This window comes from Rhizobium sp. RHZ02, assembly GCF_014851575.1.
GTDB lineage: Bacteria > Pseudomonadota > Alphaproteobacteria > Rhizobiales > Rhizobiaceae > Rhizobium > Rhizobium altiplani.
The window spans coordinates 54,424-66,346 of record NZ_JACUZX010000019.1 but is presented as its reverse complement, the minus strand read 5'-3'; the positions used below and the strand labels follow the sequence as shown (position 1 = coordinate 66,346).

Annotated in this window: 10 protein-coding genes and 3 pseudogenes; 6 read left to right on the top strand and 7 right to left on the bottom strand. The window is 56.5% G+C overall.

Going from position 1 to position 11,923, the window contains the following annotated elements; translation table 11 throughout:
* Positions 1-475 precede the first annotated feature (475 nt).
* Positions 476-908, top strand: a pseudogene (locus IB244_RS22580) (IS30 family transposase); the annotation flags it as partial.
* A gap of 99 nt (positions 909-1,007) precedes the next feature.
* Here the strand turns inward: IB244_RS22580 and IB244_RS22575 are convergent.
* Positions 1,008-2,114 (bottom strand): annotated as a pseudogene (locus tag IB244_RS22575) (nucleotidyl transferase AbiEii/AbiGii toxin family protein).
* Positions 2,095-2,823 (bottom strand): DUF6088 family protein, encoded by a 729-nt coding sequence (locus tag IB244_RS22570; protein WP_169681585.1) that lies wholly within the window; start codon positions 2,821-2,823, stop codon positions 2,095-2,097. The pseudogene IB244_RS22575 and the gene IB244_RS22570 overlap by 20 nt, the downstream one beginning before the upstream one ends.
* Before the next feature lie 236 nt (positions 2,824-3,059).
* On the opposite strand from IB244_RS22570, the gene IB244_RS33200 reads away from it, so the two are divergent.
* The 3 genes from IB244_RS33200 (at position 3,060) to IB244_RS22555 (ending at position 5,287) form a co-directional block, all read left to right on the top strand.
* Positions 3,060-3,449, top strand: coding sequence for a substrate-binding domain-containing protein (locus IB244_RS33200; protein WP_169681587.1), 390 nt, complete (start codon positions 3,060-3,062; stop codon positions 3,447-3,449).
* A gap of 984 nt (positions 3,450-4,433) precedes the next feature.
* Positions 4,434-4,742: a DUF1778 domain-containing protein gene (locus tag IB244_RS22560; protein ID WP_169681589.1), complete on the top strand. Its 309-nt coding sequence runs from the start codon at positions 4,434-4,436 to the stop codon at positions 4,740-4,742.
* Positions 4,742-5,287, top strand: coding sequence for a GNAT family N-acetyltransferase (locus tag IB244_RS22555; RefSeq protein WP_169681591.1), 546 nt, complete (start codon positions 4,742-4,744; stop codon positions 5,285-5,287). The genes IB244_RS22560 and IB244_RS22555 overlap by 1 nt, the downstream gene beginning before the upstream one ends.
* 182 nt (positions 5,288-5,469) lie before the next feature.
* Here IB244_RS22555 and IB244_RS22550 read toward each other — a convergent pair whose 3' ends face one another.
* Both IB244_RS22550 and IB244_RS22545 read right to left on the bottom strand, forming a co-directional pair.
* Positions 5,470-5,724 carry a type II toxin-antitoxin system Phd/YefM family antitoxin gene (locus tag IB244_RS22550; RefSeq protein ID WP_062369244.1) on the bottom strand — a complete coding sequence of 85 codons (255 nt, stop codon included), beginning with the start codon at positions 5,722-5,724 and terminating at the stop codon, positions 5,470-5,472.
* Positions 5,725-5,880: 156 nt separating this feature from the next.
* On the bottom strand, positions 5,881-6,771 hold the full coding sequence (locus IB244_RS22545; protein ID WP_169681593.1) for a LysR family transcriptional regulator: 891 nt from the start codon (positions 6,769-6,771) through the stop codon (positions 5,881-5,883).
* An 82-nt stretch (positions 6,772-6,853) separates the two neighbouring features.
* Between IB244_RS22545 and IB244_RS33195 the strand changes: the two are divergent.
* A pseudogene (locus IB244_RS33195) lies at positions 6,854-6,988 on the top strand (helix-turn-helix domain-containing protein); the annotation flags it as partial.
* A 39-nt stretch (positions 6,989-7,027) separates the two neighbouring features.
* Positions 7,028-7,198 carry a hypothetical protein gene (locus IB244_RS33190; RefSeq protein ID WP_409564082.1) on the top strand — a complete coding sequence of 57 codons (171 nt, stop codon included), beginning with the start codon at positions 7,028-7,030 and terminating at the stop codon, positions 7,196-7,198.
* A 514-nt stretch (positions 7,199-7,712) separates the two neighbouring features.
* Here the strand turns inward: IB244_RS33190 and IB244_RS22535 are convergent.
* The 3 genes from IB244_RS22535 to IB244_RS22525 form a co-directional block, all read right to left on the bottom strand.
* Positions 7,713-8,768: an alpha/beta hydrolase family protein gene (locus tag IB244_RS22535; protein ID WP_192305627.1), complete on the bottom strand. Its 1,056-nt coding sequence runs from the start codon at positions 8,766-8,768 to the stop codon at positions 7,713-7,715.
* Between the two features lie 141 nt (positions 8,769-8,909).
* Positions 8,910-10,055 carry a helix-turn-helix domain-containing protein gene (locus tag IB244_RS22530; RefSeq protein ID WP_246734596.1) on the bottom strand — a complete coding sequence of 382 codons (1,146 nt, stop codon included), beginning with the start codon at positions 10,053-10,055 and terminating at the stop codon, positions 8,910-8,912.
* 137 nt (positions 10,056-10,192) lie between these two features.
* Positions 10,193-11,503, bottom strand: a complete 1,311-nt coding sequence (locus tag IB244_RS22525) for an MFS family transporter (RefSeq protein WP_169681599.1) — start codon at positions 11,501-11,503, stop codon at positions 10,193-10,195.
* Between the last annotated feature and the right edge of the window lie 420 nt (positions 11,504-11,923).

The following is an 11,923-nucleotide window of genomic DNA, read 5'->3' as shown; positions in this document are numbered from 1 at the left end:
AAAATTCATGAAAGTCGCAATTTTCTTGACTTCGTAAGGCAGTAGTTACGCTCGCAAGCTGGCATTTCACCTGCGGGCAGCGAAGGGCGCCCGACCACGTGCAACTTGAGCCGTCGAGAGCTAACCGTCTACGCGCCATACAGAGGATTTCGGAGCACGCTGCTAAGGTCTCTGACGCACCTTTCGCTCAGGCTGACGGTGTCAAAGTTCCAAGATGGCACGCCGTTCGATGCTGCGGCGGCCATAAAGTCGTTCGAACGCCGCCGCGATGACTCGGGCTGATCCTGAGCTACATGCTAGCCAGTGGTTTCTCAAGAATGCTACCAGCTGGCATCGTACACCTAACGGTGGCGGACCAATGGCGAACAGGCCGTTCTCTATCCGTCTGTCATACCCGAGTGATTTGCGTCCGAAGGTTCATGGCGGCGGCGCGGAGCTCGCGGTGATGGTCGCAGGCAATTGGACCGTCACCGTGTTTGAGTGTCCACTCGGCCATGCCAATGTCACGTCCTTCGTGGAGCGCAAGAGCCGCTGCACCGTTCTCATCAAGAATCCAAGCCGGCATTCGCTCCCTGATCATGGACAAAATCATCAGAGCTCTTTCTCCATTGCCGGCATTTGCGCGTCAAAGCTTCATGTTTGATCGCGGTACCGAGTTTGCCGGATTCAGGGCTTTGGACGAAGGGGATCCGCGCGTAGCTGGTTCTGCGACCCCAGTGTAGAGTGGCAAAAGGGAGCCCTGGAAAACGCCAGCAAGCGCCTACGCCGCTTCATGCCAGGAGCTACAGATCTGGCCGCCGTGTCACAACGCGACCTGATCCAACTCGCCCGTCAATGACCAACCCCGTAAATGCCTTGGCTACAACACTCCAGCCGAGGTGTTCATGGCGCATTGCAGGATGACGCGTGATCCCCTACCCTGCAAGACGGGTGTGATGCACTTGGGGCTTCTCCAAACGGCGCGCAAATGTCACGGCAGCACCTGGAGCTAGTCCGACATGACCTCCTCAATTTTTCTCTTCAGAAACCGAATTCAGGAACTGCTCGAGTTCAGCAATGCTTCGCATCACATCCCCGAATTTCGGGATTTCGCCGAAGATCATGGCTGACATACGCTCGTAGTCGCGTGCGAGCTTTTCCAGCATCTCAGAATTTGGGTTTAGCCGGTAGCTTCCCGGCACTGCGCGATCATAGCGATGATCTGGCGCCCGAAACATCAGTTCCTTGTGCACTCGGCAGGCCTCGGCCAACTCACTCATGCGGGCCGTTTTCTTTCCATAAGCGCCGTTCGTCCAGATTTGATGGACATCATAGTAGTGCCGCGAGTACCGGTTGAGATCAGGTACCGGCTTTTCGGGGTTCTGCTCGTCGGCTCGCTTCTGCGTCATTTCGGTCATCGCATGGAGAATAAGCACCTTCTCCCAGAAGGTTCTTTCCGGCTTCACGGTCGTTACCCCATTGACCGCCAAGTCGTCCGCGGAGGTCAGTTCGGACGCGATGTAGGGGATGATCGTGCGAGCTTCGACGGGAACAGGATCAGGGCGGGCGCCGCCCTCTATCCGGACGGCCGGCCTAACATAATCGGCATCGGTCCCAAGCACGCTCTTATAGGTGACGACAAGAATGTCGAGCGCGTCACGTTTCCGATAGGCATCGTAGCCGTACTCGACGGTGAAATGGCCTTGTTCGCCAACTATCGCCTCGATCTCTGCAATCTTGCGGAGAAGCTGGTCGCGTAAAGGGCCGGAGATGTAGGTGCGCGCCGCATCGTCGACCTTCTCTGCGAGCATTTTCTGTTGCTTGGTCACCGAGCCCTGTGCGGCAATCTCGTCTTCAAGGGGTGCTTCAATGTCGGCTTTATAGACGCCAAAGTCGATATCTTAGGAGAACCTTTTGATGACGTCATAGGCCTTGCTCAGGCTGGTGCCGCCTTTGAAGTAGAGATTGACCGGATCGCCATCTCGCTGATTGAACAGAAAGTCCAGGATCCAACAGACATAGAGATCCTTTTCGACATTCTCAGCGCGCGTCTGGAGGCCAGCTGCGGCTGCCGCATACAGCGCACGGCGTTCGTCGGGGTTCGGTCGAAGAACCTCAATGAACGTGGTCTGCATCGGCGGTCCCCTCTGGCGTCGTTTCTTGGCCGTGTGGTGCTAAGCCGTCGGCTATTTCTTGCGCAGCCGAATACATCCAGGCTGGCAGAGCCGAGAGGTTGGATCGGAGATCATCCGAAATCGCTTCTCGGTCCGGGCTCTTCCTCAGTTTCTGGACGATCCCGCTTATGGCCGGTTCCAAATTGCTGCGATCATCGCGCACCCAAGCTAACGCCTGGACTATGCGCATGGCCGGCCGGCCGGCCCAGAATGCGGCTTTAGCCGAGACTCGCTTGAAATCGAGCGTGTAGATGACCGGGGCGCTTACCTTGGGATCCCCGGTGGTTGCATCGATTTCGATCGTCCGCGGATATGTGTCCGCGTAGATTGTCGATCGCGCGGGAGCAGCCGTTGTGAGCCCGAGATCATTAGCCGCGGTCATTCCGTCCACGAGTATCCGAAGCTTGTCCCGGCGGGCGATTGCATCAACGAATGATGCGCGCGGCGGGAACACCAGCTTTCCAGTGAGCTTGCTGATAGAGGGTTTGTCGTAGAGCCCGCGGTAAGGTCGACGAATATCGCCACGGTTTGTCAGGCGCTGCAGCGCTTTCTCAACGGCGTTCGGGCTGGCGATATCAAGGAAGTCACCGCGGGACCACACACCCGAAGGAGCGCCAGCGCTGATCCGGGAGTGAATTTGCTCAAGGGTATCTGACGTCGGGTCGGGCATTGGTTCTCCAATGTCCAAAGATTATATACAAATACTGGTCAGCGACAAGCTGTCCAAAGTTTGCGTACAAATTCTGGTCAGCAAGGTCGTCCTTCGCTGACCGGGTATCGCGGTTGCCGCGGTCGTGATGATCGGCGGCACGGAAATCCTGCAGCCTGGCGCTCCTTCAGGCGCGGGAACATCGCGAAGACCTTCTCAAGGTCCTCTTTAAAGTATTTGAGGTTTCCCCCGCTAGAGTGATTACCGCGTCTCCTGCAATCCGAATAGAAATACCGTCTTCCCCCGGCATACGGCCGGGTAGGGTCTCTCAATCCTGGCAAGCTTACGACGCATATCGCGTCGCCAGCGACCTCCTGGACCGCGGCCGTCGACCGGATGCGTTCGTGGTCGGGGATGATTATTATGCGCTCGGCCTCTACCGAGCTCTACGCGAGCGTCGCATCCGCATCCCGGATGATGTGTTGGTTATGCGGTGGGGAAACCACCCCTTCGCACGTTTTATGGAGCCACCGCTTTCTACATTGCTTCTGCCTTTCCAGGAGGTTGCACGTCGCGCAACGCGTCGGCTCCTCGACCGGATCGAAAGGAAGCGCCGACGATCGGGTGGTGGAACGATTTGCGCCTGAACTTGTTGCTCGGGCTTCAACCACGCGCTGATCCTCAGCCTCGTTAGCAAATCTCGGCATTGGCCTGATGAAGTCAATGCGCAGATCGTGTCGGAGAGCCTCGGCCCGTTGCGGGGAACCGCCTTTCGACTTGGCGAACGATAGCGCGGCAGAGAAAGCTTGTTCTGCCTGCACCTGAGGACCTCGTCCGCTCCACGCTGGCCGATTGGGTCGGGCTGCTTTCCAAGAGGTCGACTGCGGGTGTCGGCTATGACTGCCACCTTTTTAGCTGGAGGCTTCGCAGGTCTTGAACGGAGACGAACCGCCGACCCTGTTGCTGCCTAGGCCATTTGACTGCCTCAGGCGCACCGTTGGAAACGCTCCCAAGACGAGAACTGAAACAGTCCTGGCGGGTAAAAGACCTGCGCCACCGGAACGCAAATAGCTCCAACAAATGCCATGTTTCACGGCGGTGACGCGGTTCTCGACGGTGACGCGTCTGTGCCAGAACACACCGCGGAGTTTGGTGACAGCCGACCTATGCCTTGTAGCGTTCAATCGTCGCTGCAAAGACTAGCGCGACCGTCTCCATCAATGCATCAACATTTGGCGGTCGACGCCCTGGATCGAAGGCGACACCGACCACGATTGTCTGGTCCACGGTCGCTGGGACAGGCCAGAAGTCAAAGCGGGAGTTATCGAAGGGGTAGACATCCGCCGCGACCAACGTGTTCGACCCCGATGCCGCTCTCGCCGCATCTATCTCCATATCAGTCAGGCTTGCATCACACTTACGACCTCCATTTCATAGTCGGGACCGATGTAAATGATGGCGACCGGTCTCTGGAGCGCTCTTGGCCTGCTCCCCGGAAGTCGCCGCAATCATCAGTCTCGTATATGTTGCCTTCCAACGTACGTCGCACGGACGGACGCATGCAATATGACTTGACCTTGTACGTCGATGAGGCGTACAACGCGATCTAGTTTCTAAGGCAGGAGGCGACTATGGTTGCTTTCAAAGACATCACTGTCGATATCGACGAGCCGAGCAACGCGCGGATGAATTTCCGTACGAAGCCTCGTATCAAGGATGCCATTCACCGGGCGGCTGCGCTTTCTGGCATGGACGATTCCGCCTTTACGATCAATGCAGCCTACAAGTCTGCAATCGAAACGATCGCGGCCCACGAAGCGACCGGTCTTAAGGCTGTCGATCACACGGCATTTTTCGAGGCTCTCGATAATCCGCCTGCGCCGACGAACAGCCTGAAGGAAGCTTTCAGGCGTCATCGCGAGACCGTCGTTTCCAAGTAATGGCAGAAGACGTAAAGCCGAAACTCCTCATCGAGCCGCTCGATCCTTCCAAACACGATCGGGCGGCTTTTTCGTGTGGCGTTAGCCAAGTCGATAACTTTATCAAGAAGACGGCCAACAAGCTCACGAAGGCAGATAATCTTCGTGTTTGGGTGCTGACGGCGGAGGACGAGAAGTCGATCATCGGGTTCTACGCGATCAACGCTCATTCGATCTATTACGACGAACTGCCGGAAAATTTCGCCCGCAATCGTCCGGGGCACGGCGCGATACCTGCCGCGTACATCTCCATGGTCGGTCGCGACGAACGATTCAGAGGCGGTGGATACGGCGGCATTCTTCTTGCCGATTGCCTCCAACGGATTGTCCGGATTGCGGAGCAGATCGGCACGGCCGTCATCGTCCTGGATGTACTCGATTGCGGAGACCCCGGAAAAACGCAGCAGCGCAAGGACCTCTACATCGGATACGGGTTTCAGCCTTTTCCCTCTATGCCGATGCGGATGTTCCTGCCTATTGCAACGATCAAAGATCTCGTCGGTTGAGCCCGCTTGCCATCCGAGTTTGAATCTCAGTTGCGGTATAGGACAGCTTGAGAGAATTGCCTGGTTGTCAGAGATTGGCCATCACCCACCGTATTCCAGTTCCCGCCTAAGTTTGTCTGGTAGGACGAAGGTCTTGAACGGAATCGAACCGAAGGGGTCTCGGCCGGATCGACGGTTTCGTTTCAGGATAGGTCAACCGACCGGGCATGTTCCGTGCGCTGCGGGAGCGGTAAGTCAACATCATCCGCTCCGGGCGCGGCCAGCATGTCACCGAGCGTCCGCATTTTACCGATAAGCCGCTTGTACTCATCGAACGACAGGAGGACATGCGCAGGCCGGCCCCTGTCGGTGATGATCACCGGTCCATCCCTGGTGGCGCGCTTTGCGCGGCCGAGGTCCTGATTGAGTTCTCGGCCTGAAAGCATGGTAACGGTCATGACGAGCCTCAACCTTACGCAACCACTTCTAGCTCGCGTAAACTGGAATTGTAAGGGGGCAGGCCCCTCGGGCTAAGCTAAAACTGCCTAGCCAAGCTCGGCAATCTGCCGGAGCAGCGGAAAAGTCGGCACCAGCGCAGGCACACTCTCGAGCGCTCACCGCCCTGCCCGAGCCAGCGACCGTGCGATGTCGACGATATCGTCTCGGCCAGCGGTTGGATCCTCTTTGCTCCAGGCAATGCCAAGCCCGATCCGGAAGTCGATCCCGCTTACCTTCTTCAGTTCAAAGCCGCGATTGGGAAGATCAAGCGTCCACTCCGGTGCAAAGCCGATGCCAAGCCCGGCAGAGACCAGCGACACCAGCGCATAGGTGTCATCGCAGCTGAAGGCAATGTTGGCGGTGAGGTCGTATTCCGCGAACTTCTCATTGAAGTAGCGTTCCGAAAACGACAGGTTCTGCCGGTTGAAGGCGATGATCTTCTGAGTGCGCAGATCATCGATGCTGATCTCCTCTTTGGCTGCCAGCGGATTGGCATGGCCAACTGCCAGGTAGTAGCGCTCATGCGCAAGCGAGACGAAGCGCAAGGAGCCGATGTTTTCCACCGGCCGGATGAAGCCTAAATTGAGCTGGCCGGTCTCCAGGCCGCGGATGATCTCGCCGGTATTGCCCGACGCGATATGGATGCGGACATCGGGATACTTGCGGGCGATCTTGGCAAGGAAGGTTGGCAGCATGCCCATGGTGGCCGGATAGATGCTGCCGATCTTGATCTGGCGGATGCGGCTGCCGCCGGCTGCCCGCGTCAGTTCCGTGGTCAGGTCGATGTCGCTCAGGATCCGCACACAGCGATCATAGAAGGTTTCCCCTGCCCTGGTCAGTTCCACCCGTCTGGTCGAGCGGATGAACAGCGGACAGCCAAGCTCCCTTTCCAGCGACATCACATGATTGCTGAGTGCCGGCTGGGCAATGCACATCCTGGCTGCCGCCCGGCCGAAATGCAGTTCCTCGGCCACCGCTTTGAAGTAAGAGAGTTGGCGTAGTTCCATGGAACTAAATCCACACATTGTTCTATTGTATATCAACGTATCGTACATGGACCCGTTGGGCTTGTCATGAACAAAATGTGGTATGGAACCATTTTCCGCGAATCTTAAACGACGTGCCGAACAGCTCGGAATCTCAAATGCTGAAGTAGCAAGGCGAACTGGCCTGAGCGACCGACGGTACGGGAACTACGTCAGTGGGGCACGCGAGCCCGATCTTGCAACGCTTGTCCGGATCGCGACTATTTTGGGGAGTTCCGTGGACGAACTGCTCGGGCTTGGTAACGAGGAACGCGTTCGAAGCGCCGACGAGGTTTTTCAAGAACGGATATCGGCAGCATTAAAAGCACTGCATCAAGAGGACCTTGCCAGATTAGTTGTCATGATCGAAGCGCTGGCGAAAGCAAACGGCACATTCGGCTCGCGGTAACGATATTTGTCACCTTGATGGGAGTCGGCCTCACAAAGGAGGCGACTATATGCAGGGAATTCGGGTGCGTTGTATTCTCCACAATCGACCTCCGGGATAATCCAACAGCGCGACCTTTCAAAGTTCGGGTGCCCGTCCGAACCGACGTCCCGAGAAGCATGATGCCGCGCTCGGCTAGCTCCATGCACAATTCGTCAATCGTCAAATCACCCTTCTCAGCCACACGTTCCCGAAACTACGAACCGTGGTCGCCCAACGTGCCGCCGCCAATATGACCTGTCGTCTCGGCGACAGAGAGCTCGTCTCTCGCTTCAGAACAGCAAGGCTATTCACAAATCGAGCCGACACCCGCAAATGAGGGGACGTCCGCGATGAGTGTTGCCCTCTTCAACGAATGCAATAACACGGGAACGCAACTTGATCGGGTGGGAATTGCCCATGATCGGTCTCCTTCCAGCCATGAATCACAAATCAGCCGATTCGAGAACCTGGATCAAACAACGGACGACGCGTTTTAGCGCTCCGTTTTGAGCCTTTGATCGAAAGCCTCAATGACCAAATTTACCAGTTCCTGATGGATTTCGCGGCGTGAGTGCCCATCGCCGTCCGTGCAAATGGGCTCCTCGATGTCTGCGGACTTGGCCATCTCGGCCGCATCCGGCTTACACACTCCGAACATGCTATAGTGGCTTGCATCCTTTAACATGAAATACCCGCCTTCGGGAATGACCCTTGCGATTCCCGAGGCGAGCAACGTCCGGGGGATCGTTCCAGGTTGGCCAAGGTTTATTATCTCGACGGGGATCGAAACCTTCAAAAAAGACTCGATCTGAAAGACATCTACCGGAGCAGGGTCGATTGCCATAGCAAACTCAATCCGCCTGTCGCGATTGTCGCGATCAGCAAGTTTCATGTCCATCGCATGAAGGTCAACGCCACTTTGTTTTACCCATCCGCAAAGTGAAGGATTGAGAGCATCGGTGTCACAGTAACTCCCCAGACGGATTGGATCGATACGACCACCAGCCAAAGCCAAGGCTGTATTCCCGCCCATCGAAAGCCCAAGCACACCCGTCTTTTTGGGCTCAAGGTGATCTTCGAAAACCGGTTGCTTTTCCAAAGCGTCGAGCGTTGCGCTGATATCCGCAGGCCTAAGCCAAAGCTTCACCGTTTCGGCTGCTGACCTGTTGGCTCCTCCGTTCCCGAAATGAAGAGGAGCTGCCACGATGAACCCTTGCTTGGCCAAGGGCGCTGCAATCCAACTCATCGCTTGGGGAGTTCCCCCCAAACCTGCGCCATGAGATAGCAAAATCAAAGGGTGTCTTCCGTGCGCAATAGGGGCATCGAGCATGGCTTCCGTTCCGTAAAAGAACTGACTTTCGCCGAGCGTGACAGGCTTGCCACCAGCGTCGGCCGGATACCAAACGGTCACGGGAAATTCAGTGCCTCGCTCCTTGGAGGGCGCTGTGATCTGCCGGACGCCGACGAGTGCACTGTCTGCGGCTGAGTGCTGCGCTATCGCCATTGAAAGGACGCTGGCGCAGAACATTGCAACGATTTTGATCAGCATTTTCCTCGAAGCTCCTCATAGCCGTGGGTTATGTCGGAACTTGTCGCGGATTGAAGAGCGACGCGCCCAAGATCACGATTTCGCACGTCCAAGATCACGATTTAGGACGTATCGCGCATCGGCGTTTGAACTCACGCGGGGCTATCGAATGGAAGCTTCTTTGGGCAGTTCGGGCGCGGCAGACGTCTCGCCACCAGTGTTCCGATAGCGGCTCGGGGTCATGCCCGTGACCCGTAGGAATTCTCTATTGAAATTTGATTTTGTACCAAACCCCGCCTCCAGCATGATTGCCGTTATCTGATCGCGTGTGGTCACCAGCCGCTGTTTGGCATCACTCACTCGATATTCATTCACCACCTGCGAAACGTTCCGACCGTAGGTTCTGTTCAAAGCGCCGGAAATCTGGCGTGCTGGAATACCTGAGCGCCTTGCGAGACGCTGTAAGGTCAGGTCTGGGTCACGATAAAGATGTTGTTCCCGCATCAATGCATCGATGTGATTTGCTATCGCTTTATCCTCCATAGCGTCCGAAGGAACCTGCTGTGCGGATGAGGAATGGTCGAAATCCTCCGAAAGCGCATTCCCCTCATCACCGGGACGGGCATTGTCCGCAACAGTGGCGGCGTAACCGGCAATGGCCAGCCATAAAACGCTCGCAACCGTAAGAACCATTCGGCCCTGCTCGCCCTTTCCAAGGAAAAAATCAACCGCCACAACGGCGTCGATGAAGGACGTCACGACCAGCATAACCGCCACTGCGACAAGCGCCTTGTGAGCAGTCCACTCATCAGCGACGCGTACAGAAGAAAGCGCGTCCGGCCCCTCTTTGGCAATCTTGAGAAGTGCAAGGCCGTAGCCGAGGTAAGTGGCAAAAAGAACGATATCGATTGGAGCACGCCATAGGGTGACCAGAATGGCAACGAGGATCGCAGGCAGCAGGTGTGGCAGGATATCGTTGGACGTTGCGAGCCTATCGCGTCGCAGCTGATTGAACGCGGCAAAGCATAGAGCTGGGAGGATCGCCGCCACGACCGGCTGAATGAGACGCGCAGGATACCAACCGAGGTTCCAATTCAACCCCGACAGGATCGCCTGAGCGGCAAACGTTGCAATGAGCGGAGAAAACAGACCGAGTTTATATTCCGCCTGCCGCATCGTCCGAAAGAGGATGAGGCAAAGAAGAAGGGATATGACAAATGGCAAAGGTATCGAAGGCATCGCTGAAAGTGACACTTTTTCCTGTACCAGCGACGATACAGGATAGATTGTTTTCTTCAATGACTGCAAAGGCGCATTGTTGGCATCTGTGTCACGGCGGTATTACTCGAAATGGCAAGACGCGCGCGAGCGAGGCAAACGGCGCCTACGATCGACTTCACTTTTCTCGACGACGAGAAGGTATAGGCGATGTCGCGCGGTCAAGATCAATCTATCATCCCTTCACCCTGAAGGTAGCCTTTCTTCCGGGGATCGGGCATGAGAATAGCGGCGACGAGCGCAATGACCATCATTGCGGTCACGTACCAGAAGAACCAACTCTCGTGACCGATTGACTTGAACCAAAGCGCGAAATACTCCGCCGTTCCGCCGAAGAGCGCATTGCCGATCGCATAGGCGAAGCCGACACCGAGTGCTCTTACCTGTGCCGGGAACATTTCCGATTTCACGATACCGCTGATGGACGTGTAGAGACTGACGACTGCAAGGGCGCCCGTCACGAGGAAAAAGGCGCTGAATGCGTTTGTGGTGCGCCCGATGACGGTTAGAAATGGAACGGTCGTCAGAATGGAAAGGCCGGCCCATAGAAGCATGGAATTGCGCCTGCCGATCCTGTCAGACATGGCGCCGAAGAGCGGCTGCATCAGCATGTAGACGAAAAGGACCGTCGTCATCGTCAGGCTTGCGACCTCCTTGTCGAAGCCGGCGGTATTGACGAGGTATTTTTGCATGTAGGTGGTGAACGTGTAGAAAATCAGCGATCCCCCGGCAGTGTAGCCGACGACGATGAGAAACGCGCGCAAATGGTTGCGCAGGAGGCCACTCAGCGTTCCCGCCTCCTGCATGGTGCGGGTCTCTTCAGTCGACGTCTCCTGAAGCGAGCTTCGCAGATAGAGCGCGATCACGGCTGCCACACCGCCGATGGCAAAGGGAATGCGCCAACCCCACGCACGCAGCTGCGCTTCGTCAAGGAACTGCTGCAGGATGACAAGGACGAGCACGGCGAGCAGCTGGCCGCCGATCAGGGTGACATATTGAAATGAGCCGAAGAAGCCGCGGCGACCGGCAAGCGCTACCTCACTCATATAGGTCGCGGTCGTGCCATACTCGCCGCCCACAGAAAGCCCCTGGATGAGGCGCATGAGAAGGAGCAGAAGCGGCGCGAAGACGCCGATCGAGCTGTAGGTTGGCAAAATGGCGATAACAAAGGATCCGCCGCACATCATCGTAACCGAAATCAGCATCGCACGCTTGCGGCCCACCCGGTCCGCAATGCGTCCAAACAACCACCCCCCGATCGGCCGCATGAGAAAGCCCGCAGCAAAGATAGCAGCAGCATTCAGTAATTGACTGGTCGCGTCGCCTTCCGGGAAAAACTCCGACGCGAAATAGAGTGCTAGGAACGAGTAGACATAGAAATCATACCATTCAACAAGGTTGCCCGAAGCACTCGCCATGATTGCAAAAACGCGTCGCCTCGTATCTGTTGCGTCAGGCGAAAGGGGAACTGAAGTCATGGGCTCTCCGAGATCGAAATATGTTGCCGAAGCGGGATTATCAACCACTCGTTGAGTAATTGATATAAGCTGCAGAATGCCACACGTCAGGGGAGAGTGAAACCATTATTTCGCACGGTACCTGGTGCTGATCACAGACTACTACTCCAAGTAATCGATCTGATCGTCCTCCGGTCGCGTCTCGCGCCAACGGCAACGCGGGCTTCGGTCCGGCATCGCCTTTCTCAAGGATGACATTCCGCCACCCGGCACGAGCGCGTTTACCAACGGAAAGACAATTGACGCGGCGGCTGACTGACGCGGAAGTTTGCCACAGGTCCGAAATTCTCAGACGAAGCGCGTTCGGCGACAACATCAACGCACACCGTGAATGCGGTAGAGTGTCACCAGGCCGGGAGATTCCTAGACGACCTATATAAT